This is a genomic window from Pseudomonas sp. B7 (genome assembly GCF_016735645.1).
Taxonomy (GTDB): domain Bacteria; phylum Pseudomonadota; class Gammaproteobacteria; order Pseudomonadales; family Pseudomonadaceae; genus Aquipseudomonas; species Aquipseudomonas glycinae.
In genome coordinates this window covers 151698-176324 of sequence record NZ_JAERRE010000005.1, presented here as the reverse complement: position 1 = coordinate 176324, position 24627 = coordinate 151698, and the positions used below count along the sequence as shown (strand labels likewise).

The window sequence follows — 24627 nt, the reverse complement described above, 5'->3', positions numbered from 1 at the left end:
GCTACCGAACTTTTGTCATAAAAGCTTCATTACGGAAATTGCTGAAGGTTTTGCGTTGTGTTGAAGAAGTCAGCAGATCAGGTATACACCGGCCAGGTATCGACGATCTTGCCGCCACGCACCGCCAGCAAGTCGCCGAATTGCAGAAGGACGGCTTCGGTCTGGGTCGGGCGCAAGAACACCTGATCCTCCACCGTCAGCCCCACGGCATTCGAGCCATTGACCATCTCCTGATTCGAGCTACGGCCGTAAACACCATTGCTCTGCAATCCGGGCGGCGATTCGAATTCGGCCATCCAGTTGCCACCGTAGATGAAGAAGGTCTGGCGCTGGTTGGTGTCCCACCACGAAAACAGTTTCGACTTGTCATCCAGCGCCGGGATGTTCACCGCACCCGTGCTTTTCAACACCGGCGTGGCGATGTACGCGGCAGGTTCATGTTCGACCAGCGACGGCAGATCGTAATGAGTCGGCTTGAGCATCGCCGTCCCCACCGACACCTCACTGCTCAGGTGTTCGTTTTCATGCATGCGATAACTCGGGCTGCCGGCCGTATTCAGGCACAAGCCGTCATGCCACAGCGCCGGATATTGCTGCCGGGTGAAGTCGACGCAGCGCTGATAAATCACCATCACCTTGGCGAACAGTTCCTCGGGCGAACCGAGAATCCCCGGCACGCCCATGCCCACGAACGGGTCGTAGCCCATGAAGCCGGCGAACGCCAGATGCTGCGGGTTGGCGGCGATCAGCGCGAGCATCTGCCCGAGCACGTTCACGTCACTGACGCCGCCTCGATGCAGGCCGACGTCCAGCTCGATGTTGATCCGCATCCGCGTGCCAAATCCCTGGGCCAGTGCGAGGTATTGCTGCAAGCGTTCGGGGTTGTCGATCAGCCATTGCAGTTGTTTCGTCGGGTCGAAGGGGCCTTTGTGAGTCTGGTAGAAAATCTCGGCCGAGCGCACCGGCAGCGGTTTGCCGAGCAGAATGTCGGACTGCGGAAACGTCACCGCATCGTGATTGAGAAACGGCTGATGGAACGACATCAGCCGCTGCGTCCCCGCCCGTTGGCCGATGTAGCGGAGCAAGCCCGGCGATGGCAATGACTTCTCTACCAGCCGCAACTGCTTGCCCGCGCGTTTGACCGAGCGCATCACCACGTCGATGTTGTGATCCAGCCGATCCAGATCGATCAGCAACACCGGGCGCATCGGGCCTTTGGTCTTGAGTTCGTTGTTCAGCGCCCGAAAATAGTCACTGTAAGGCCCGCCGCGATCCCCCGGCCTTAACAACGCACCCACGCCCACCAGCAAAGCGCCAACACCCAAAGTTCCGAGCACGAAATTACGTCGATTGACCGCCATCAGCTCACCCCCAGAATCGACGACAGATGCCCGTTGAGAAACTTGCCGCTCGGGTCCACCGCCTGGCGTACCTGAATGAATTCCTGCCAGCGCGGATAGAGCGTTTGCAACGTACGGGCATTGAGCGTGTGCAATTTGCCCCAGTGCGGGCGGCCGTTGTACTTCCAGAAGATCGGCTCGACGGCGGCGAAGAAGTTGTGGTGGTCCATCTGGTAATGCTGGTGGACCGAGATCGAACAGCTGTCACGGCCTTCGAACATGCTCAGCGGAATGTCGTCGGCCTTGACGTAGCGGTACTCGATGGGAAACCAGGTGCGCAGGTCCTTGTCGCGAATCAGTTTGAGAATCTCCCGCAGGCAGGCCGGGCCGTGTTCGGCGGGCACCGAATATTCCATTTCGTTGAAACGCACGGTGCGCACGTTGGCGTAGATCTCGAACGAGTCGCCGACCCGGTCGTCGAAACTCGCCAGATGCCGCAGGCTGTTGAGCAGCGAACTGCGCAGGTTCGGGAAATCGCTGCCGTACTTGTCGATCTTCTCGATCAGGGTCACGAACTCGTTGCCGCCCTCCTCTTCGGGCGGAATCGGCAGCGTGGGCGGGTCGGTGGTTTCGTTGAGGGCAATCGACAAGGCGTAGTCGGAATGGGTGACGACGAGCATCTCCCAGTGCTGGTTTTCGCGGGTGTTCTTGTCCAGGTCTTCCAGCAGTTCTTCGGTTTTGGCGATCCACTGGCGCTCCCGCAGGCGATAGGCCGGACGGTTTTGCAGGCGGATTTTGGTGGCTACGCCCAACGCGCCGAGGGATACCCGGGCGGCGTTGAATACTTCGGGATGTCGCTGGCTGTCGCAATCCAGCACCTCGCCACGGGCGGTCACCAGTTGCATCCCGCAGACGTGGGCCGAGTAGGACTGGAAGGTTTTGCCGGTGCCATGGGTGGAGGTGGAAATGGCCCCGGCGAGGGTCTGGTAATCGATGTCGGCCATGTTCTGCAGGGCCTGGCCGACGTCCTTGAGCGGCGTGCCCATGCGTGACATCGGCGTGCCGGCAGCGAATTCGGCTTGCAGGGTTTTCGGGTCGTGATCGAGCAGACCGTTGAAGTAGCTCAGCGACAGCAACGTGCCGTCGGTGGGCACCAAAGCACTGAAGGAATGCGCCGAACCGACCGGGCGAATCTTGCCCGGTGCCTGCTGAATCACTGCGGTCAGTTCATCCAGATTTTTCGGTGCCACTCGCGCCGCCGGCAGGCAACTCTGCCCGCCCGACCAGTTGCGCCAGGGAATCAGCCGAGGTGCGCGCATCAACTGGCCCAGCGCCGGATTGCAGGCCAGCGCGCTGAACGCGCCGACGATGCTTGCCCGTTGCAATAACTGCCGGCGTGTCAGATCTATCGGCATGCCAGGATCCTTATTTTGGGAGCGGCTGATCGGCCATGAAGCCGATCAGCTGAAGGAATTGTTCTTCCGAGCACTCGACGCACTGGCCCATCGGCGGCATGCCGTTGTAGCCATTGATGGCGTGGTCGAGCAGCGTGTCGGCGCCCTGCTGGATGCGCGGTTCCCAGGCCTTGCGGTCGCCGGTCAGCGGCGCATTGGCGGCGGGGTTGGCGTGGCAGAGCTGGCAGCTGTTGGCGTAGATCTGCGCCAGCGCCGGGTCGGAGGGCATGGCACCAGGGGCGATGCCGGATGAGGTCGGGGGTTTGGCGTCTTCGCCGCAACCGGCCAGTGCAACGGCCAGCATCAGCAGCCAGGTGAATCGGGATGCCCGCATAAAGATCCTCGCGTGAGGTGCCGCTTATTGTTGTGATCCCACCTTAAGGCAGCAACGGCGGCGGGTTGAGGGCATTGCGGGACAGTGAGGGGGGCATCCGGGGCCAGTCGGGTTCCCTGAAGAATCGGGTATTCCTGAAAACCTGTGGGAGCCGCGGTGTCATCCCCTCTGCCCTGCGCCTTTGGGTGACATTCGCGTGACATTTGCGGGTTTAAATTTCGGCGCATTCAGGCGTATAACCGTTACAGACTTTTTCAATGACGCGGGGTAGCGACATGACCACAGCAAACATCCTTGGCAACCTGTTCCCTTCTGTCAGCGACATCCCGGAAAAATACCGCCTCGACGGTCAGGTCGAGCAACGCGAATACCTGGTCGATGGCCAGTTGCGCCGCTGGGACGGCCCGCTCGCCACCGTGCGCAGCCCGGTCTATCTGCACGGCGATAACGGCGACGAACAAGTGATCCTCGGCAGCACACCGCTGCTGGACGCCGACACCGCCCTCACCGCTTTGGATGCGGCCGTGCGCGCTTACGATCGAGGCCAGGGCCTGTGGCCAACCCTGCGCGTGGCCGAACGCATCCAACACGTCGAAGCTTTCCTCGGGCGCATGCGCCAGCAACGCGACGCCGTGGTGAAACTGCTGATGTGGGAGATCGGCAAGAACCTCAAGGACTCGGAAAAAGAGTTCGACCGCACCTGCGACTACATCGTCGACACCATCAATGCGCTGAAAGAACTCGACCGCCGCTCCAGCCGTTTCGAGCTGGAACAGGACACCCTCGGCCAGATCCGCCGCGTTCCGCTCGGGGTGGCGCTGTGCATGGGGCCTTACAACTATCCGCTGAACGAAACCTTCACCACGCTGATTCCGGCGCTGATCATGGGTAACACCGTGGTATTCAAACCGGCCAAGCTCGGCGTACTGCTGATCCGTCCTTTGCTTGAAGCCTTCCGCGACAGCTTCCCCACCGGCGTGATCAACGTCATCTACGGCAGCGGCCGCGAGACCGTCAGTGCGCTGATGGCCAGCGGCAAGATCGACATCTTCGCCTTCATCGGCACCAACAAGGCCGCCAGCGACCTGAAGAAACTGCACCCGAAACCACACCGCTTGCGCGCAGCATTGGGCCTGGATGCGAAGAACCCCGGCATCGTCCTGCCGGAAGTCGATCTGGACAATGCGGTCAGCGAAGCGGTCACCGGCTCGCTGTCGTTCAACGGCCAGCGCTGCACCGCGTTGAAGATTCTGTTCGTGCATGAAGATGTGGTGGACAGCTTCATCGAGAAATTCAACGCCAAACTGGCCAGCCTCAAACCGGGCATGCCGTGGGACAGCGGGGTTTCGCTGACGCCGCTGCCAGAGTCAGGCAAGGTCGATTATCTGCATGGGCTGGTGGCCGACGCGCAGAGCAAAGGCGCCCAGGTGGTCAATCCGAATGGTGGCGAGTCGCGGGAATCGTTCTTCTATCCGGCGGTGCTGTACCCGGTGACGCCGCAGATGCGCGTTTATCAGGAAGAGCAGTTCGGGCCGGTGGTGCCGATTGTGCCGTACCGTCACCTCGATACCGTGATCGACTACGTGCTGGAATCGGACTTCGGCCAGCAACTGAGCATCTTCGGCACCAACCCGGTGGCCGTCGGCCGACTGGTCGACACCTTCGCCAACCAGGTCGGGCGGATCAACCTCAACGCCCAGTGCCAGCGCGGCCCGGACACCTACCCGTTCAACGGTCGCAAGAACTCCGCCGAAGGCACGCTGTCGGTACACGATGCACTGCGGGTGTTTTCGATCCGCACCCTGGTGGCGACCAAGTTCCAGGAACCCAACAAGGATCTGATCAGCGAAATCATTCGCGGACGGGATTCGAACTTCATCGCCACCGACTACATCTTCTGAGGAGGAATCAGCGCTGAGCACTTTCAGCCCCCACCGCTGGCCGCCGCTGTTGCGGCGGATCCTGCGGCCGTTGCTCGACCCGTATCGACGTTATCGCCATGCTCGAACGATTCACGCGGTGCGGGTCGCGTTGGGGTTGCTGGCGACAATCCTGCTGACCACCGGCATCAATCTGCCCCACGGCGAATGGGCGTCGGTGACCATGCTGGTGGTGATTGGCGGCCTGCAGCACCACGGCAACATCGGCAAGAAAGCCGCCGAGCGTGCCACCGGCACCTTGATCGGTGCCGGCGTCGGTTTGTTGATCGTGGCGCAACAGGCGTGGCTGGGCATGCCGTGGCTGACCTATTTTGCGATGGCAGTGGTCTGCGGATTTTTCTCGTATCACGCCATCGGCAAGGGCGGCTACACCGCCCTGCTCTCGGCCATTACCGTGTTCATTGTCGCCGGGCATGGCGACAACCCGATCACCGACGGGCTGTGGCGCGGGGTCGATATCCTGATCGGTATCGCCCTGGCCCTGGCCTTTTCCTTCGCTCTGCCGCTGTACGCGGTGTACTCGTGGCGCTACAACCTGGCCGACGCGCTGCGTGACTGCGCCACGGTGTACGGGCGGATCATCGGCGGCCAACCGGTGACGGCCGACGAACACTTGAAGTTGATGAGCCGGCTGAACGCGGTGATGGTGCAACTGCGCTCGCTGATGCCGTCGGTGTCCAAGGAAGTCAAAGTCTCGATGACCGAACTGGACGCCATTCAGCGCAACCTGCGTATGTGCATCAGCACCCTGGAAATCCTCGGCAACATTCGCCCGGATGCCAACGACCCCGACGCCATGACGCACCTGCAAGCGGCGCTCAAGGCCGAGCACCGGCATATTCGCGTGCAATTGATCGGCATGGCCCGAGCGTTGAAAACTGGTGCGGCCCAGAGGCTGGGGCGCCCGGTGGAATTGCCGGACGCCAGCCTCGATACGCCTGTCTACAGCCCGCTGGATGGCTACCGTTTGTTGACCCGGCAACTGGCGGCCAACATCGGCGAAATGCGTCAGCGCCTGGCGAAGACCGCACCGCGCTGGAACATCTGAGGTTTACTGCGCGGCCAGGCGCCGCGCCTTCAATCCCCAACCCTGTTGCATGCCCGCAGCGGCCAATAGAATCGCCGCCACGCCAATCCATTGCAGGGTTTGCAGTTGATGACCGAAGGCAAACCAGTCAACGAAAATCGCCGCGATCGGGTAGATGAATGACAGCGCGCCGGTCAATGCGGTCGGCAGTTTCTGGATCGCGCCGTAGAGCAACACGTACATCAGACCGGTGTGGACGATGCCCAGTGTCACTAAACTGGCCCAGGCACTCGGTGCCTCGGGCATCGCTGAAAAATGGGCGAATGGCGCGAGCAACAGCACGCCGGTGCAGACCTGGATCAGCGCAATCAGATGCGGCGGCGTGCCGGTCAGGCGCTTGATGATCAACGCGGCGATGGCGTACAGAAACGCCGCCCCCAGCGCCAGCGCAATCCCCATCAGGTAATCATTGCCACCCTCGCCCTGCCCGCCGTGGGCACTGACGATGGCCAGCATTCCCATGAAAGAAATCGCCAGCCAGAACATCTTCTGCAGGGTGATCCTCTCGCCGAGAAACAGCGCCGCCAAACCCACCAGCATGAACGGCTGCACGTTGTACACCGCCGTGCCGATGGCAATCGAGGCCCTTGAGTAGGAGGCGAACAGCAGCACCCAGTTGCCGACGATTGCCACCCCGCTGAGCACCGCCAGCAAGAATGTGGTGCGGGTCAAGATGCCTGGGCGCAGAAAGCCGAACGCAGCGCAGATCAGCAACAAGGTCCCGGCGCCGAACACGCAGCGCCAGAACACCACGTCCATCACCGGTTGCCCGGACACCAGTACGAACCAGCCGATCGTCCCGGATATCAGCATGGCAGCGGTCATTTCGAATGAGCCGCGACGGATTGTTTTGTCCATCATCTATCTCCTTAATGTGTGGCAAAAGTATGCCAAGCGAGATCGGGGCCTCTCCAGCGGAAAAAGCAGGCTAAACTCGGTTTCTGCCTTTTTTATCAAGGGTAGTTTGTGCCATTCGCCTAATGCGGGAGTTTCTTGTATGACCGACGATATCGACCAGATCCTGATCGGAGCCCTGATGGAGGATTCGCGGCGCTCGCTCAAGGCCCTGGCGCAAATCAGCGGGTTGTCATCGCCGAGCGTGGCCGAGCGCCTGCGGCGGCTGGAGGAACGCGGTGTGCTCAAGGGTTACACCGTTGAAATTGACCCGAAATGCTTCGGCTACCAGTTGCAGGCCATCGTCCGAGTGCGGCCATTGCCGGGGCAATTGCAGGAAGTCGAGCGGCAGATTCTGTCGATTCCCGAGTTTACCGAGTGCGACAAGGTCACCGGCGAGGACTGCTTTATCGCCCGCCTGCATGTGCGTTCGATGGAGCAACTTGACACCTTGCTCGACCGGCTGAATACGCTGGCGGAAACCAATACGGCGATCGTCAAGAAGACCCCGGTAAAACGGCGGTTGCCGCCAATGGCCTGAGCGGCGTAGATTGATTTTTTCCGGCGAAGGATTGGCGGTATGAAAATTCAGGCAATGATGCTGGCTGTGTTGATGCTGGCCGGGTGCGGGACGGTGCAGACCGTGGCGTTCAGCGATAAGTTTTCCACCGACCAGTTGAAGGCTAAAAAATCCTACTGCGGCGCTGTACCGCGCATCTACAGTGGCGTGACGTACGACTTCTGCATGCTGCACGCCGAAAAGCCGGATGACGTCGATGCGTTCAACTACAAGAACGCGACACCGGGTCTGCTGGTCGATGCGGCCGTGTCGGGAGTGCTCGATACGTTGCTGCTGCCCTACACGATCTACAAGCAACAGGCTGATGGCAGCATCGAGATCAATTGATCGTCTGCTCTCTTTATCGCAGGCAACAAAAAACCCGCTTTCGCGGGTTTCTTGTTTGTAGCGGTAAAGCGATCAGTCGTCGCGGCTCATGATGCCGAAGATCTGCAACAGGCTGACGAACAGGTTGTAGATCGATACATACAGGCTGATGGTCGCCATGATGTAGTTGCGCTCGCCGCCGTGGATGATGGCGCTGGTCTGGAACAGGATGCAGACCGACGAGAACAGCACGAAACCTGCGCTGATCGCCAGTTGCAGGCCGCTGATCTGGAAGAACATGCTTGCCAGCGTCGCGCCCAGCAGGACGAAGAAACCGGCGGTGATGAAGCCACCGAGGAAGCTCATGTCCTTACGGGTGATCAGCACGTAGGCCGACAGACCACCGAACACCAGTGCAGTCATCGCAAACGCGGAGCTGACCACTTCAGCGCCGCCCTGCATGCCCAGGTAACGGTTGAGGATCGGGCCGAGGAGGAAACCCATGAAACCGGTCAGGGCAAACGCCGACACCAGGCCCCAGGCAGAGTCACGAAGCTTGTTGGTGAGGAAGAACAGCCCGTAAAAACCGATCAGTACCACGAAAATGTTCGGGTAGCCGACCCGCATCTGCTGGGCCACGAACGCCATCACACCGCTGAATGCGAGGGTGAGCGCCAGTAGACCGTAAGTGTTGCGCAGGACGCGGCTAACCTCTAGCTGCTCAGCCTGCACGCTGTTGTGAACTGCGTAATCCTGTTCGCGCATGGCGACACTCCTGTTGGTTTGAAACGTTCAGTCGCAAAGATCATAACAGACGCTCTGTAACAAGCCATGCACAGAGTTTGACAGTGTGTTTCATTCAGGTATTATGGCGCCCGCAACGCAACGGAGGTGTGGCCGAGTGGTTTAAGGCAACGGTCTTGAAAACCGTCGACTGTAACAGGTCCATGAGTTCGAATCCCATCGCCTCCGCCATCTTAAGTACGACAAAGCCCTGATTATTCAGGGCTTTGTCGTTTCTGACGTTCCAGAAATTCTGATGACATCAGGATGTTTTCCACAAACCGCAACTTTCACTCCCTTCTCCAGCGTCCTGCCGAACATAAAACACTCTTCATGTAATACGGGAATTCATCAAGATGACCCTGGCCTTGATGATGGCACCTGACTGATGGCTATCAGCCGAATGCTGCCCCCTGCGGACGACTGCCCTGGCCGAAACCATTTCATCTCCCACGACTGCCTTTGAACCGTAGCTGCTGCTCAATAATGGATAAGCGTGTCATCAAAAGGAACTAGCTCAGCACTGAAACGTCTGTTTGAATTACGGCATGATGCCGGCCAACAAAAAGGCCGATGGCGCAGCTGATAACAACACAAGAATGGAGTGCGCGATGAGCCAAACCGACCAACTTTTTTCCTATTGGTGGAATACATCAGGCCCTTGGGTAGAAGAACCCAACGTTCGCAGGAGTGGCACAAGCGGAGTGCAGCGAGTTATGCATAACGGCGCGACTGTTTATGTTAAGCGCCAGACGGGTCATTTGTTTCGCAGCCTGAGATATCCACTGGGGCGCCCCACCACCTTGCGCGAAGGCCGCGCGCTCACGAAGTTACTCCATCTTGGGGTCAACGCCCCTCAACCGGTTTACTACGGTGCGCAAAAAATCAAAGGGGTCTGGCACGGCATCTTGGTCACCAAGGACTTGAACGGTTTCCAGGATTTGGAATCTTGGTACAACGAAGGCGCAAAAAACCAATACACGCCCAAGCAACTGGACAATGTGCTCGAAATACTCGCTTCGTTAATGGCACGAATGCATCTCGGCCGCTGGCAACATGGCTGCATGCGCTCAAAACACATTTTTATCAAAGTTCGCAATTCGTCGAGCGATCCCGAGTTCGAGCTTGCGCTGCTCGATCTCGAGAAATCCCATGGGCGAATTAGCTCATTGCGGGCAGCTCGGCACGACATTTTGCAACTCAGGCGCCATTCCTATTGGAGCGAACCGGAGTGGCAACACTTTCTTCGTCATTATGAAAAGCACCTGGGTCGACCAGTGATCACTCAGGGCCGTTCTTGAGATCCCAACGAAGGCGGCAGGCGCTCACATCACATGAATGTCTGCATCGATCTGCCAGGTGAACCGGTGAATGCAGGGTGTGTGCCCGGCTCCGCCCAACTCATTGATGGCTCTACTCTACTGACTCAGCTACCATCCAGTTTTTCGAAAGCACAGGCCACGCCGGACCGAGATCGGAACGGCCGAGAGCGATTCGGCGCACATTGACGACCCGCGCGGCGCCGGGCGGTGAGGCTGGAAGCCATCTTTATATACGACAAAGCCCTGATTATTCAGGGCTTTGTCGTTTCCGCGATCAGGCCTCGATTTTCAGTACTGATGGCTACTCCGGTTTGACTGTTGCAGCCGGCGGCCTGGCGTCAGGACCGATTTTGAACCAGATCGAGTACATCGCGGGCAGGAACACCAGCGTCATGACGGTGCCGACGAGCGTACCGCCAATCAGGGTATAGGCCAGCGTCCCCCAAAATACCGAGTGCGTCAGGGGAATGAACGCCAGGATTGCCGCCAGGGCCGTCAACAGTACCGGTCGCGCACGTTGCACCGTGGCTTCGACGACAGCGTGAAACGGATCCAGCCCTTCTTGCGCGTTGTGATGAATCTGGCCGATCAGAATCAGCGTATTGCGCATCAGGATCCCCGACAGTGCAATCAACCCGACCAGCGCATTGATGCCAAACGGCTGATTGAAGATGAGCAGTGTCGGCACCACGCCTATCAAGCCTAACGGCGAGGTCAGGAACACCATGATCATCGCCGAGATCGAACGGACCTGCACAATGATGATGACCAGGGTCATGGCGATCATGATCGGCAACAACGGCAGGATCGCCTTGCCGGCCTTGCCGGATTCTTCGATCGCGCCCGCCTGCTCGATCCGGTAACCGGAAGGCAGCTTCTCGATGATCGGCTGCAGTTGCTTCAGCAGCGCATTGGAAACATCCGGTGGCTGCAAGTCCTCGGCAATGTCGCCGCGCACGGTGATGGTCGGGGTGCGATCACGCCGGCGCAGGATCGGATCCTCCATGCGCACATCGACCTCGCCGATCTGCGACAACGGGATTCGCTGTCCCGACGCACCGACCAAGGTGAAGCCTTCGATTTGCTGCGGATCGAGCCGGATATCGCCCGCTGCCCGCCCCATCACCTGTACCGAACGGATATCTTCACGCACCGCCGTAATCGGTACTCCGCTGAGCAGGAACTGCAATTGCTGTGCAACCGCAGTCGATGTCAGCCCCACTGCCTGTAGACGGTCCTGATCCAGGTTGAAATGCAACGACGGCGTCAGCGGCCCCCAATCAGTGTTCACGGTTCTCATCATCGGGCTGTCCTGCATCACGCTCCGCACCTGCTCGGCGATTACGCGCAACTTCGCCGGATCAGGCCCCATCACCCGGTAAGCCACTGGAAATGGCGAATAAGGACCAAACACAATCTGCGATGCCCTGAGGCGCGCCTCAGGGGCAAGCCCTTGAGCCACCGCGTCACGAAAACGCAACTTGAGGGTTTCTCGTGCCTCCTGACTGTCGGTCAGCACCACGATCTTGGCGAACGACGGATCGGGCAGTTCGGGCGCCATCGCCAGGAAGAAACGCGGTGCACCCTGGCCGATATAGGCCGTGACGATTTTTGCCTCCTCCTGCTGGCGCAACCAGGCTTCGACCTTGGCGGCCGTGGCGCTGGTCTGCTCGATGGAAGTGCCGTAGGGCATTTGCACTTCGATCATGACTTCAGGACGGTCAGAGGTCGGGAAGAACTGTTTCTTCACCAGGCCCATGCCCGCAGCGGCCACGAAGAACAGCGCAATGACCATGCCTGCGACCCACCATTTGCGTGCAATGACCCGGGTCAGAACCCGGCGAAAACGGTTGTATCGCGGCGTGTTGTAGATCGCCGCGTGTCCACCCTCCACAGCCTTGATGTCCGGCAAGAGTTTCACGCCCAGATAAGGGGTGAACGCCACTGCGACGACCCACGAGGCGATGAGGGCGATGCCCACGATCCAGAACATGTTGCTGGTGTATTCGCCGGCCGTGGACTGAGCAAAACCGTTCGGCAAAAAACCGATCGCCGTCACCAGGGTTCCGGACAGCATCGGCGCCGCCGTGTGGCTCCAGGCATAGGCAGACGCCTTGATGCGATCGTAGCCCTCCTCCATTTTCACGACCATCATCTCAATGGCAATGATCGCATCGTCGACCAGCAAACCAAGCGCCAGGATCAATGACCCGAGGGTAATACGGTCGAAATTCTTGCCGGTGGCGGCCATCACCACAAACACGATCGCCAGGGTCAAAGGTACGGCAGCGGCGACCACCACGCCGACACGCCAGCCCATGCTCAGAAAGCAGACGAGCATGACCACCAGCAGCGCGACGAAGAACTTGACCATGAACTCGCCGACAGCGGAGTCGATATTCACTGCCTGGTCGGTGACTTTCGAGAGGGTCATACCCAAGGGCATTTCCTCATTGATCCTGACGATCTCGGCATCCAGCGCCTTGCCCAGATCAAGACCGTTCCAGCCCTCGCGCATCACCACGCCGAGCAACAGCGCCTCTTCACCGTTATTGCGCACCATAAAGGTGGCCGGGTCTTCATAACCGCGTTCGACCGTCGCCACATCAGACAGCTTGAGTGTCCGCCCTTGCAGGACCACAGGGGTGTCGCGGATTTTCTGCAGTTTGTCGAACGCACCATCGAGACGCAGAAAAACCTGTGGCCCGCTGGTGTCGATTGATCCGGCCGGGGTCAGTGCGTTCTGGCTGTTCAGCGCGGCGAAGATGTCCTGCGGCGACAAGCCCAGGGTCGCCAACCGCTCATGGGAGAAAGAAACAAATATCCGTTCGGCTTGTTCGCCGATGATATTGACCTTCTTCACCCCCGGCACATGCAACAGGCGCTGGCGCATAGACTCCGCATCGCGGACCAGCAGACGCTGTGGCTCGCCCTTGGCTTTCAGGGCGAACAGCGCAAAGGTCACGTCCGAATATTCGTCGTTGACCATCGGCCCGATGACGCCCGCCGGCAACTTGATGGCTTCATCGTCAAGTTTTTTACGCGCCTGATAGAACTCTTCCTGCACTTGCGAAGGCGGCGTGCTATCGAGCAACGAGACCATCGTGAAAGCGAGCCCTGGCCGCGTATAGGTTTCCGAGCGGTCGTACCATTTGAGTTCTTGCAGGCGTTTTTCCAGTGGCTCCGCGACCTGATCCTGCATCTCCTGTGCGGTCGCCCCCGGCCATGCCGTGATGACGGTCAACTGCTTGACCGTAAATGGAGGGTCTTCGGCACGCCCCAACTGGAAGAACGCCAGGGTGCCGGCAACGGCAATCAGGAAAATCAGAAAGACCGTGATCGCCCGCTCGCGAACGGCGATGGCGGAAAGGTTGAATCGTCCTTCGCTCATGGACGACTCCCGGCAACGGTGGCCGCTTCAGGCACAGGCATTCTTACGGGTTCACCTTCGTGCAATAGATGAGCGCCCAGCGCCACAATCTGTTCGCCGACCCGGAGATCGCCAGCCACGCGCGCCAGATCATCGCTCAAACCCAGCACCTTAACCGGACGCCAGGTCACGGTTGGCGGTGTCCCGGCGATGACCCACACGCCAGGACCTTTACCGGCGTCGTAGAGTGCGGCTATGGGCACTTGCAACGACGCGGCAGGTGTCGAGCCCTCGGCGATTCTAAGGGTGACTGTCGAACCTATCGGCGCATTGGCCAGCGCGCCTTCCAGTACATAGCGGGCCTCGAATGTACGCGTCGTGTGGTCCGCCGAATCCGAAAGCAACCTCAGTTTCGCGGTCACAGCACCCGAGGCATCACCATAGAGCGTGGCTTGCGCGGTGGATCCTGCTGCGGGACGCAACGTCTCGGGCAAGTGCACGATGGCCTCGCGCTGCCCTGCCCGCGCCAGTCGAACCACCGGTTGTCCAGGGCTGACGACTTGTCCGGGTTCGGCGAGTATTTCCACCACAACGCCGTCGGCATCGGCGACCAGCACCGCATAACCGGAAGCGTTGCGGGCTACGTCCGCTTGCGCTTCAGCAGCGCTTAGTTGCGCCTTGGCGGTATCTGCGGCGGCTCTGATCTGATCGTAGGCCGATGCGGAAATGGCGCCCGCGCTGACCAGAGTGCGATAGCGGGCTTCGTCATCGGCTGTCTGCCTGGCCCGGGCCCGGGCGGCGGTGACCGACTCCTGTTGCGCGCGCGCCTGCAACCCCAAGTCGATGGGATCAAGCCGCATCAGCGGCTGACCGCGTTTGACGGTCTGCCCCGTGTCCACCAGACGTTCGAGCAGCTTGCCCGATACGCGAAAGCCCAGGTCGCTCTGAATGCGCGCCGTCACCACCCCCGTAAAAGATCGGGAACCGTCGGCCGCTGACTGAACGGCGGTGGCCCGGACCAAAGGCGCTTGAGTACGCGGATCGACTACGGAGGAAGAATCACCGCACGCCACCAGAGCGAGTGGCAACAGACATGCGGCAATGGGGAAAGATCGGAGCCGGCGCATAGGTTCCCTTACTAAAATAGGATGATCATCATATTCTCATACCTGTGACCATTACCGTCAATAGTCACTTCATGTATGCCCTTCCGAGCTTTACCAATCAGAAAACCCTCTACCCACCTCTGAAAACTGCCAAACTTCACGAGCGTCGCTAATTGACAGATTGTGACCAAAACATATTATGGTCACAAACAGCCCGCCAAGGAACTCACATGCCCCCCCTCCGCCCGATTGCTCTTTTGGTTACCGCCGGCTTGATGTCAGGTTGCGCGGTAGGCCCGGATTACCATCGTCCGGACGCCCCGATTTCGGACCATTACGTCGGCCAGTCCGCTGTCGAACCGCGGTCCGAATCGACGCCGGATAATCTTGTCGCCTGGTGGAAAAACTTTAATGATCCACTGCTGACCGACTTCATCAACCAGGCGCTGCAGCAGAATCTGGACCTGGCGCAGGCGTCAGCGCGCGTCACCCAGGCCAGGGCCGGCCTGGGCGCCGCAAATGCAGCACTGCTGCCCTCGGCGAGCATCAACGCACAGGCTGCACGCGCTTATCAGTCCGTCGAGACACCACTGGGCCAAGTCTTGAATTCAACACCCGGCTATGACCGTTACGGCAATGCCTACGAGGCCAATCTCGAGGCGGGCTGGGAAGTCGATGTCTTCGGCGGACTGCGCCGCGGACGCGAGGCGGCACTGGCCGAGTACCAGTCCTCGGCAGCGGGTTTCACGGCGACGAGGTTGGCGATCGCTGCGCAAACGGCCGATATCTACATCACCCTGCGCGGATTACAGGCGCGGCTGGACATCGCCAACCGGCAAGTCGACACCCGGCGCGCATTGCTGGAGAAGGTTCAGTTGCTTTACGGCAAAGGGCTGGCCGCGGAGTATCAGGTGCGCCAGGCCGAGGGTGAATTGTCGCAAGTCCAGGCGAGCGTTCCGGTACTGCAAAGCGGTCTGGAGGCGGCCATGAATGCGATGGACGTGCTGCTCGGCACGCCTCCCGGCACCCACCGCACGCAACTGGCACCTGAGGGCGAAATTCCCGATGTGCCGTCGCTGACTGCGCTGGGCACACCGGCAGATCTGCTGCGGCGCAGACCGGATCTGATCGTGGCCGAACGCCGCCTTGCGGCCTCCAACGCGCGTATCGGCGAAGCGATTGCCGAGTACTACCCGAAATTTTCCCTCAGCGCCTTGCTCGGCAGCGCGACTGCCGTCTCCGGCGGCAATCTTTTCACCAGCGGCGCGAGCCAGTCGAGCGCTGTCCTGGGTCTGCGCTGGAGGCTATTCGACTTCGGACGCATCAACGCCCGGATCGATCAGGCCAAAGGCCAGGAATCTGAAGCATTGGCCGCCTATCGCCAGTCGGTACTGCGCGCCACCGAAGATGTCGAGAACGCGCTGTCCTCACTGGTGAATCGGCAAACTCAGACCACCACCCTTACCGGCGGCGAAGCGGCGCTGACTCAAGCTCGCCGGTCCTCGTTCACCGCCTATGAAAAAGGCACCGCCAGCCTGATCGATGTCCTGCACGCCGACGAAACACTGTTGCAGGCCTCCGACGCCAGAGCGCAAGCGCGGACCGAATCGGCCCGTGCGGCGGTGGCGGTATTCAAGTCGCTCGGTGGAGGATGGCAACCCGTTGAGCCGGGTTCTGTAGCGGCGCGCTGAGCAGCAACCTCAGATCGCTTCAAGAGTCAGGAGACTCGCGCACTCCCGACCCGCATTTGGCTTGATAGCGCTCAACTAGAAGCGATAACTGACCGACGTACCGAACCCACTGGCACTGTTCTTGTACCTGGCACGGTAGGCCCCCCTCGATGCCGAGGTGTCGTTGACCTCGACGCTTTCCTCCCAAAGATAGGAATACGCGAGATCGATCGTGACATTGTCCACGGGTGTCCAGCCGGCGCCGAAGCTGACAACCTTACGGTCGCCCGTCGGAATGCGCGGCCCCCGATTGGTGTTGTTGGCGGGTGACTGATCGACCGAAAACCCGCCACGCAGCACCCATTGGTTATTCAATCGATAGGCCGCACCGATCGCGTGAGCCCAGGTGTCATGCCAGTTCTGCTCTTCGCTGATCGTCCCCAATTGGCCGCTCAGCAACGGCGGCAAGCCGCTGTTCTCAATGGTCAGTTCCTTGAAGCGGCTCCAGCGTGTCCAGGTGCTGCCCACATAGAGCGTCCAGTCGTCGTTGAATTGATGCGTCAGCGAAAAGTCCACCGACTCCGGCGTGTCCACATCCAGCGATGCGTCATAGCTACGGCCGCTGACGCCCAGCACGCTAAAGATGCCATCGGTGACCTTGGTTTTGGCGTCCAGGTGATAACTGACTTTGGAGTGATACGTCAGGCCCAGGCGGGTCTCATCGGTCGCCTGCACCAGCACGCCAGCATTGAAGCCCAGTGCGGTGTCATCGCCGGTGCTTTTGAGTTTGCCGTCGTTGCGCCCGGGGCTGAGTGGGTTGGGCACCATACCCGATATCTCTCCGCCGATACGATTGATGGTCGGCCCGAATCCGATCGACACCTTTTCGTTAAAGGCGTAGCTGATGGTCGGCTGAAAGGTCAGCGTGGTGACTTCACTCTTGTTGGCGTAATAGCGGCCGGCAAAACCACTGCCGTAGTCGGTGATCAGCCCGAAAGGCACATAAAACCCGACGCCGAATGCCCAATGCTCATCGATCGGTTTCACGTAATACCCCATCGGTACCGTGGTGGCGGGCACCATGTCGCCGTCTTCCTTCCCCCCAAACGTACTGCGTGTCTGGCTGATGTCCGATTTGGCGAACAGCGTCGCCGCCCCAACGCTCACCTGCTCTCGTTTAAGCCGCGCCATGCCTGCCGGGTTGCCGTAGATCGTACTGGCGTCTTCGGCGGATGAGGATCGCCCGGCAAACCCGGACCCCATCCCGCTGATGCTTTGTTCGTTGAGGGCAAAACCACCGGCCAACACATTGGAGGACACCAGCGCGACCGCCAGGCCGACGGGATTCTTGAGCATTATTTTTTTCATTATCTGGACTCTATGGGATCACTGAAAAACAACATCGAGAACGACAGCGAAGCCATACTATCCAAGTGACCATTTCAGTCAATGGTCACATTGAGCAAAAATCAAAGCCGTACCGGCACGCATGTGCCGGTAACAGGAAACCTGGTTGGGGGATGTCGCGCTCTGGCTCAGCTCACCTGAACAGGTGATCGGGGTTGGGTCAGGGCATCAGGCTACGCAGAATGAGGTTGGAGGTCAGCGTGGGCGCAACCTCGATAAAATCCAGATTGTGCTGCAGCAGCAACGGGTTTACGAAGGGGCGCAAGGCCAGATGAATCGCCTCGACGGTCTCGTCCAGCGGGGTCTTGCGCTCGAACTCTCCGAGCTCTCGCCCTTCACGCACGATGTCGAAGATAAAACGCTTGATCTGCTCCTCGTACATTTGGGCGCTGGGCCAGCGCTCCGCCGCGGAAAATGCCGCAATGTCGTAGAGCTTGCGGTCATTGAAGAACAGGTCCACCCCCGTTGCTATCACGGTTTTCACCAGTCGGCGGAAACGCTCGGTCGGCGAAATCCCCTCTGCGTTGACAGCCTGCTCTACCGCGGAAACGATTTGGCCCAGACAATTCGAGCAGATCGCTTCGCCGATCGCCTGTTTGGAATCAAAGAACTTATAGATGTACGCCTTGGAAAAACCGATGGCCCTGGCCAGATCGGACACCGTGGTTTTGCCATAGCCGTATTGGCTGAAGTGTTCATTGGCTGCCGCGACAATCTGATCACGAATGTCGTGATCGACTGGGCCACGTGGGCCGGGCGAAGATAGGGATGGCTGATTCATGGGCGTAGCTTACTCACCCTGTCGAGGACTTACAAATCGTGACCAACAGAGGACATGGTCACGAAAAGCCGGCTGATCGGCTGATAACAGGCTGACGTTCAAGTCATCGCGAAGGGCGGATCGGCCCTTCTACGGCGTTTCCACTTGATCGACCGGCAGCACCGGTAATGAAGCAAACATTTCAGCGTGGCAAACCTCAAGAATTTCGTCCGCCAATGCCGAATCATCCGGGCAAGCGCGTGACAGGACAATCGCGCCGACCGCCCGCGACAGCAGGTCGATCATTTTCTTTCTCCCCTCGCCCTCTGCGGCATCCGTGCCCACAGGATATTTTTCCGCCAGGGTTTGCAGGATCTGTTCAATGCCTGCGGCAAACGTTGCCTTCACATCGTCCGACTGACGCGCCGCGTCGCCACACAGTGCGGCCATCGTGCAACCGCTGCCGCGTCCGTCGCGATGTTCTCGGTTCACGTAGACGTTGATGAAACCGGGCACGTCGAGCGCCTGGGCGCCGGTCAACGATTTGCCAAGACTGCAGGCCGAGGCTTCGGCCATCAGGTCGGCCTTCGAGCCGAAGTGCTTGTAGAAGCCTCCATGGGTGAAACCGGCAGCCGCCATGAGATCGGCCACACCGACGCCATCAAAGCCACGCTCACGGAACAGCTCTGAGGCCGTTTCAACGATGTGTTCTCGATTGGCCTGCGCCTGGGCCTTGGTGACTCTCACGTGCAATACCTCGTGTTTAGCGGGAATTCCTGCGTCCGATGATACATAGATGTTGGCCATAATCAAAACAGTTGACAGTTTAGATTTCGATCATCATCCTAATTTCACACCCCCCACCGATCTCCATCAACGGGCACGGAAGAATCATCTGATGACCAAACAGACTCTGTTCACCCCTTACACCCTGGGCAGTCTCACGCTGTCGAACCGCGTCGTTCTTGCACCGCTGACACGCAACCGCGCAGGCCAGGGCTTTGTTCCCAGCGAATACGCGGCCGCCTATTACAGCCAACGCGCCAGCGCCGGTCTGCTGATCAGTGAAGCGACGCAGATTTCCCAACAGGGTCAGGGTTATCAGGACACCCCCGGGATCTATACACAGGCGCAGATAGACGGTTGGCGCACAGTCACCGATGCCGTCCACGCCAAGGGTGGAAAAATCTTCCTGCAGCTGTGGCATGTCGGCCGCGTCTCACACGTTGACCTGCAAGAAAACGGCGCCGCACCGGTGGCCCCTTCTGCGCTGCGTGCCGCGACCAAAGTGTTCGTCAACAACCGCTTTGAAGACGTCTCCGAACCCCGCGCCCTGGAAACCAGCGAACTGCCGGGGATCGTCTCCGATTTCCGCCAGGCTGCGGCCAACGCAGTCGCCGCCGGGTTCGATGGCGTGGAAATTCACGGTGCAAACGGCTATTTGCTGGATCAATTCCTCAAGGACAACGCCAATCTGCGCACCGACGCTTACGGCGGTTCGATTGAAAACCGTGCGCGTCTGTTGCTCGAAGTGACGGCGGCGGTCGTCAATGAGATCGGCGCAGATCGCACCGGTGTGCGCCTGTCTCCCGTGTCGCCGGCCAACGGCGTGGCCAGCAGCGATCCGCAGGCGCAATTCAATTACGTCGTCGAGCAACTCGACGCCCTCGGCGTGGTTTACCTGCACGTGGTCGAAGGCGCGACCGGCGGCCCGCGCGACGTGGCGCCCTTCGATTTCGGCGCCCTGCGCCAGCGCTTCAAAAACACCTATATCGCCAACAACGGCTATGACCTGGACCTGGCGACTGCGCGGCTGGCCGAAGACCAGGCCGACCTGATCGCCTTCGGCCGCCCGTTCATTGCCAACCCGGATCTGGTGGAGCGCCTCAAGCAGGGTGCGCCGCTGTCCGCGTTCAATCCCGCCACCCTCTACGGCGGCGGCGCGGCGGGCTACATCGACTACCCGACGCTGGCTGAATCGAGCGTCAGCGCAAGCTGAGCGCGTTCCGTTTCTCACCTCCTGAAAGAGAGATACCCCATGAGCACTCGCCCTACTGTTCTCATCACTGGCGCCTCTACCGGCATTGGCGCCGTCTATGCCGAACGCTTCGCCAAACGTGGTCACGATCTGGTACTGGTCGCCCGCGATCAGGCTCGCCTGGACGCACTGGCAGCGCGCCTGCGCAGCGAGCACGACGTCGCCGTCGATGTTATCCCGGCGGACCTGACCCAACTCGCCGATCTGACCACCGTTGAAAGCCGCCTGCGCGACGACGCCCGCATCGGCATTCTCGTCAATAACGCCGGCGCTGCGCTGTCCGGCCACTTTGTCGATCAAAGCACCGACAGCGTTGCGCAACTGGTTGCCCTCAACACCACGGCGCTGGTGCGGCTCGCCAGCGCCATCGCCCCACGTCTGGCTAAGGCCGGCGACGGCGCAATCATCAACATCGGTTCGGTGGTAGGCCTGGCGCCGGAGTTCGGCATGAGCGTCTACGGTGCGACCAAGGCCTTCGTGCTGTTCCTGTCCCAGGGCCTGAGCCTGGAACTCTCGCCTCAGGGCGTCTACGTGCAGGCCGTGTTGCCCGCCGCCACCCGCACGGAAATCTGGGATCGCTCCGGCGTCGACATCAATACCCTGAGCGAAATCATGGAAGTGGGTGATCTGGTGGATGCCGCACTGGTCGGTTTCGATCGTCGCGAACCTGTGACCATCCCGCCGCTGCACGAAGCCGAGCGCTGGGATGACCTGCAGAGCGCACGCCAGGGCCTGCTGGGGCAAATCCGCCAGTCTGCGGTTGCCCAACGCTACCAGACGCCACAGTGATTTTTTGCTAGCGAGCATTCGCGGCAGATTCGATGCAGGCACAGGGCATTGCATCGAATCCTGCTGGCTTGCCGGAGTGACAATGAGTTCAATACAGACAAATTCCCGCCCGGGTTCGCCGACGTCATTCATCGACGCGGCGAACCAGTCGATCACGGTCAACGGCATTCCCTTCGCCTACCGCGACACCGGGCCCGCAACCGGCGTGCCCCTCGTGCTGTTCAATCATTGGGGCGCGGTGCTGGACAACTTCGACCCCGCAATCATCGATGGCCTGGCGCAAACCAGACGCGTCATCACCACCGACTATCGCGGCATCGGCAACTCGGGTGGAACCGCGCCACTGACGGTGGGTGAAATGGCCGACGATGCCATCCAGCTGATCAGGGCGCTGGGGCTGAAAACCGTGGATGTGCTCGGATTTTCCCTCGGAGGTTTCGTCGCTCAGGACATTGCCCTCAAGGCGCCTGACTTGGTACGCCGGTTGATTCTGACCGGTACTGGACCGGCGGGCGGCACCGGCATCGACAAGGTCGGCACAGTGTCATGGCCATTGATCCTCAAAGGCTTGCTGACCCTGCGCGATCCCAAGTTCTACCTCTTCTTCACCTCGTCGGCCAATGGGCGACGATCTGCCTCGCAGTATTTGAGACGCCTCAAGGCACGCAAGAACAATCGCGACAAGGGCCCGACGCCACGCGCCTTCCTGCGGCAATTGAAAGCCATCACGGCGTGGGGCAAACAACCGCGGCAAGCGCTCGGACGCTTGCGCACACCGACACTGGTCGTCAACGGCGACAACGACATCATGGTGCCCAGCGTTAACTCGTTTGAACTGGCCAGGCTTATCCCCGACGCACAGTTGGTGATTTATGAGGATGCCGGGCACGGCGGGATTTTCCAGCATCACGCCGACTTTGTGGCCAAGGCGCAGGCGTTTCTCGATGCTTGATCACATCACGCAGCGACACCGCAACCCACCGACTACCCTCCGTACAACCAGCAAGAGCCGCACCACGATGAAAGCATTTCTGATTGATGGCTATGGCAAGAACCCCGGACGCATTGGCGAAGCGCCCGCCCCCGCAGTCGGTGCCCACGACGTGTTGATCGAGGTCCATGCGAGCAGTGTCAACGTGCTGGATTCGAAGATCAGCAAAGGCGAGTTCAAGCTGATCCTGCCCTACGCCTTTCCGTTGATATTGGGCAATGACCTGGCGGGTGTCGTGGTTGAAGTCGGCACGCAGGTGACACGCTTCAAACCGGGAGACGCGGTATACGCTCGCCCGCCCGAAGCGCGGATCGGGACGTTCGCCCAATTGATCGCCGTGAACGAAAACGCGGTCGCCCTGAAACCCGCCAATACCGACATGGTACAAGCCGCGTCCTTGCCCCTTGTTGCACTGACTGCCTGGCAAGTACTGGTTGAAACCGCCCGGCTGCAAAAGGGCCAGAAAGTGCTGATTCACGCAGGCTCAGGCGGCGTCGGCACCGTTGCCATTCAGCTTGCCAAACACCTCGGTGCGTTTGTCGCCACAACCACCAGTACCGCCAATATCGAATGGGTCAAGGCGCTGGGGGCCGATCTGGTGATCGACTACACACAGCAGGACTTCGCAAGTGTCCTGCATGACTACGACGTGGTGCTGAACAGCCTCGGCGCCGACGTGCTGGAGAAGTCACTCAAGGTCCTGAAGCCCGGCGGCCAACTCATTTCCATCTCGGGCCCACCCACTGTGCAGTTCGCGAGGGAGCAAGGATTGTCCTGGCCATTGCAGCAAGTCATGCGCCTGCTGAGCCTTGGCATTCGTCGCAAAGCGCGCAAGCAGGACGTCAGCTATGCGTTCGTGTTCATGCGGGCCAATGGCGCTCAACTGCAACAAATCACCGCGCTCGTGGAGGACGGGATCATCAAACCAGTGGTTGATCGCTCCTTCCCCTTTGAATCAACGGCCGAGGCATTGAAGTACGTCGAGCGGGGACGCGCCAAAGGCAAGGTTGTTGTTTCGCTCAAATGACCACGTCGCCTGCTCATGAATCGACCGAAGAAACTGCACAGTTTTTACTACTTGAGCGGTCATCAGCCGAAGTGATTTCGCCAGAGGTGCAGGAGCAGCAAACGCTTCAACCGGATGTTGCGCGGGTTGAACCGCCCGTTATCGTTTGGCGCAGTTTGATGCTTGAGCCATAAGGAAGGTTGCAGGTGATCTCGTCAGGCTGTCGCGTTCGGCTCGACAAGATGAATTTGCGTGGCATTGCGCCCGGCCAGCCAGGCCAGCACGGAAGCAGCGACCAGGACAGCGGCGCTAAGCTCGAAGGTGGCTTTGTAACCGCTCAGATCAAAGGCCAGGCCGCCAACGATTGCGCCGCCGGCGATCGCCAGTTGGACGATGGCCACCAGCAAGCCGCCTCCGGCTTCCGCATCATCCGGGAGCGTCTGCGCCAGCCACGTCCACCAGCCAACCGGCGCAGCTGTGGCAACCAGCCCCCAGAGTCCGAGCAGCACGGCGGTCAGCAGCGGTGATTTGCCGAAGCTGACCAACGCCAGCGCGATCACCGCCATGATCAGCGGAATGGCGGTCAACGTGCGATAGAGGCCACGCCCCATAAACCGTTCGATCAGAAAGGTGCCGATAAAACCTGCCAGCCCCAGGCCCAGTAGCATCAAAGACAATGTTGAAACACTGACACCGGTGACCCCTTCGAGAAATGGCCGCAGGTAAGTGAACAGCATGAACTGGCCCATGAAAAAGACGCTGACGGCGACCATGCCCAAAGCCACTGGCAATTGCCTCATCAACCGCAGAACGTTGCCGCTACCGGCCTGGCGCTCGGCCTTGAAAGACGGAAGGCTGATCAGCAGCCACACGGCGGCAAGCGCTGCGACTGGAACCACACAGAAGAATGCGCCGCGCCAGCCGATCAACGAGCCAAGGAAGCTGCCGGCCGGAGCGGCGATGACCGTGGCCAAAGCGTTGCCGCCATTGACGATGGCCAGCGCACGGGAAACCTGTTCAGGCTTCACCAGGCGCATGGCAGTCGCCGCCGATAGCGACCAGAAACCACCAATCGCAATCCCGATCAACGCACGTCCGAACATGAACGACGGGTAGCCCGGGGCGAGTGCGACGACCGTTCCGGAGACGATCATCAACAAGGTCAGGCAAAGCAGAAGCTTCTTGCGTTCGACGCGAGCGGCGACCGAGGCGATCAACAAACTGGTGATCAAGGCAAAGGCACCGGACACGGAAATACCCTGCCCGGCCTGACCTTCGGTGATGTGCAGGTCTGCCGCAATCGGCGTCAGCAGGCTGACGGGCATGAACTCGGAAGCGACCAGAGCGAATGCGGCCAGCGACATCGCCAGCACGGCGCTCCAGCCGCCTGTTCTTTTAGAAGGATCTGTAGAAGGAAACGTCATGAAAACTACCTGTGGTGCGAAAAAAC

General features: G+C 60.0%; 21 protein-coding genes and 1 tRNA gene. 11 read left to right on the top strand and 11 right to left on the bottom strand.

Going from position 1 to position 24627, the window contains the following annotated elements:
* Positions 1–77: 77 nt before the first annotated feature.
* The 3 genes from JKA62_RS13885 to JKA62_RS13875 all read right to left on the bottom strand — a co-directional run bounded on the left by JKA62_RS13885 (position 78) and on the right by JKA62_RS13875 (position 3128).
* Positions 78–1361 carry a DSD1 family PLP-dependent enzyme gene (locus tag JKA62_RS13885; RefSeq protein WP_011333915.1) on the bottom strand — a complete coding sequence of 428 codons (1284 nt, stop codon included), beginning with the start codon at positions 1359–1361 and terminating at the stop codon, positions 78–80.
* The gene (locus JKA62_RS13880; protein WP_181457863.1) at positions 1361–2689 is read right to left on the bottom strand and encodes a D-arabinono-1,4-lactone oxidase; all 1329 of its coding nucleotides are present in this window, start codon (positions 2687–2689) and stop codon (positions 1361–1363) included. The genes JKA62_RS13885 and JKA62_RS13880 overlap by 1 nt, the downstream gene beginning before the upstream one ends.
* Positions 2690–2765: 76 nt before the next feature.
* On the bottom strand, positions 2766–3128 hold the full coding sequence (locus JKA62_RS13875; protein ID WP_011333913.1) for a c-type cytochrome: 363 nt from the start codon (positions 3126–3128) through the stop codon (positions 2766–2768).
* A 275-nt stretch (positions 3129–3403) separates the two neighbouring features.
* Here JKA62_RS13875 and JKA62_RS13870 point away from each other — a divergent pair, with 275 nt between their 5' ends.
* Both JKA62_RS13870 and JKA62_RS13865 read left to right on the top strand, forming a co-directional pair.
* Positions 3404–5029, top strand: coding sequence for an NADP-dependent glyceraldehyde-3-phosphate dehydrogenase (locus JKA62_RS13870; protein WP_011333912.1), 1626 nt, complete (start codon positions 3404–3406; stop codon positions 5027–5029).
* 46 nt (positions 5030–5075) lie between these two features.
* Positions 5076–6116, top strand: coding sequence for an FUSC family protein (locus JKA62_RS13865; protein WP_181457862.1), 1041 nt, complete (start codon positions 5076–5078; stop codon positions 6114–6116).
* 3 nt (positions 6117–6119) lie between these two features.
* Here JKA62_RS13865 and JKA62_RS13860 read toward each other — a convergent pair whose 3' ends face one another.
* Positions 6120–7013 carry a DMT family transporter gene (locus JKA62_RS13860; protein ID WP_041475250.1) on the bottom strand — a complete coding sequence of 298 codons (894 nt, stop codon included), beginning with the start codon at positions 7011–7013 and terminating at the stop codon, positions 6120–6122.
* Between the two features lie 139 nt (positions 7014–7152).
* Between JKA62_RS13860 and JKA62_RS13855 the strand changes: the two genes are divergently transcribed.
* Positions 7153–7590 (top strand): Lrp/AsnC family transcriptional regulator, encoded by a 438-nt coding sequence (locus JKA62_RS13855; protein WP_064381847.1) that lies wholly within the window; start codon positions 7153–7155, stop codon positions 7588–7590.
* 39 nt (positions 7591–7629) lie between these two features.
* Entirely contained in the window at positions 7630–7956 is a 327-nt protein-coding gene (locus JKA62_RS13850; protein WP_064381848.1) for a YceK/YidQ family lipoprotein, read from the top strand.
* A gap of 72 nt (positions 7957–8028) precedes the next feature.
* Here the strand turns inward: JKA62_RS13850 and JKA62_RS13845 are convergent, their stop codons facing one another.
* Positions 8029–8700, bottom strand: coding sequence for a Bax inhibitor-1/YccA family protein (locus JKA62_RS13845; protein ID WP_007955123.1), 672 nt, complete (start codon positions 8698–8700; stop codon positions 8029–8031).
* A gap of 122 nt (positions 8701–8822) precedes the next feature.
* On the opposite strand from JKA62_RS13845, the gene JKA62_RS13840 reads away from it, so the two are divergent.
* Positions 8823–8910: transfer RNA gene (locus JKA62_RS13840), tRNA-Ser, on the top strand.
* A gap of 419 nt (positions 8911–9329) precedes the next feature.
* Positions 9330–10019: a lipopolysaccharide kinase InaA family protein gene (locus tag JKA62_RS13835; RefSeq protein WP_011333908.1), complete on the top strand. Its 690-nt coding sequence runs from the start codon at positions 9330–9332 to the stop codon at positions 10017–10019.
* Positions 10020–10341: 322 nt separating this feature from the next.
* Here the strand turns inward: JKA62_RS13835 and JKA62_RS13830 are convergent, their stop codons facing one another.
* A complete protein-coding gene (locus tag JKA62_RS13830) occupies positions 10342–13431 on the bottom strand; it encodes an efflux RND transporter permease subunit (protein WP_011333907.1) in 3090 nt (1029 codons plus the stop codon).
* On the bottom strand, positions 13428–14537 hold the full coding sequence (locus JKA62_RS13825) for an efflux RND transporter periplasmic adaptor subunit (RefSeq protein ID WP_201818281.1): 1110 nt from the start codon (positions 14535–14537) through the stop codon (positions 13428–13430). Before JKA62_RS13825 ends, JKA62_RS13830 begins: the two co-directional genes overlap by 4 nt.
* Before the next feature lie 209 nt (positions 14538–14746).
* Between JKA62_RS13825 and JKA62_RS13820 the strand changes: the two genes are divergently transcribed.
* Positions 14747–16207, top strand: a complete 1461-nt coding sequence (locus JKA62_RS13820; RefSeq protein ID WP_201818278.1) for an efflux transporter outer membrane subunit — start codon at positions 14747–14749, stop codon at positions 16205–16207.
* Positions 16208–16282: 75 nt separating this feature from the next.
* On the opposite strand, the gene JKA62_RS13815 is transcribed toward JKA62_RS13820, so the two are convergent.
* From JKA62_RS13815 to JKA62_RS13805, 3 genes are all read right to left on the bottom strand, one after another.
* Positions 16283–17554, bottom strand: coding sequence for an OmpP1/FadL family transporter (locus JKA62_RS13815; protein ID WP_201818276.1), 1272 nt, complete (start codon positions 17552–17554; stop codon positions 16283–16285).
* Positions 17555–17753: 199 nt separating this feature from the next.
* Entirely contained in the window at positions 17754–18374 is a 621-nt protein-coding gene (locus tag JKA62_RS13810; RefSeq protein ID WP_201818274.1) for a TetR/AcrR family transcriptional regulator, read from the bottom strand.
* 129 nt (positions 18375–18503) lie between these two features.
* Positions 18504–19100, bottom strand: a complete 597-nt coding sequence (locus tag JKA62_RS13805; RefSeq protein WP_199913024.1) for a TetR/AcrR family transcriptional regulator — start codon at positions 19098–19100, stop codon at positions 18504–18506.
* Positions 19101–19251: 151 nt separating this feature from the next.
* Between JKA62_RS13805 and JKA62_RS13800 the strand changes: the two genes are divergently transcribed.
* The 4 genes from JKA62_RS13800 to JKA62_RS13785 all read left to right on the top strand — a co-directional run bounded on the left by JKA62_RS13800 (position 19252) and on the right by JKA62_RS13785 (position 23198).
* A complete protein-coding gene (locus JKA62_RS13800; RefSeq protein ID WP_201818273.1) occupies positions 19252–20352 on the top strand; it encodes an alkene reductase in 1101 nt (366 codons plus the stop codon).
* Positions 20353–20391: 39 nt separating this feature from the next.
* Positions 20392–21180, top strand: coding sequence for an SDR family NAD(P)-dependent oxidoreductase (locus JKA62_RS13795; protein ID WP_129973647.1), 789 nt, complete (start codon positions 20392–20394; stop codon positions 21178–21180).
* An 82-nt stretch (positions 21181–21262) separates the two neighbouring features.
* On the top strand, positions 21263–22132 hold the full coding sequence (locus JKA62_RS13790) for an alpha/beta fold hydrolase (protein WP_085611773.1): 870 nt from the start codon (positions 21263–21265) through the stop codon (positions 22130–22132).
* A 67-nt stretch (positions 22133–22199) separates the two neighbouring features.
* A complete protein-coding gene (locus JKA62_RS13785) occupies positions 22200–23198 on the top strand; it encodes an NADP-dependent oxidoreductase (RefSeq protein ID WP_201818271.1) in 999 nt (332 codons plus the stop codon).
* Positions 23199–23392: 194 nt separating this feature from the next.
* On the opposite strand, the gene JKA62_RS13780 is transcribed toward JKA62_RS13785, so the two are convergent.
* Positions 23393–24601, bottom strand: coding sequence for an MFS transporter (locus JKA62_RS13780; protein WP_201818269.1), 1209 nt, complete (start codon positions 24599–24601; stop codon positions 23393–23395).
* Positions 24602–24627 lie beyond the last annotated feature (26 nt).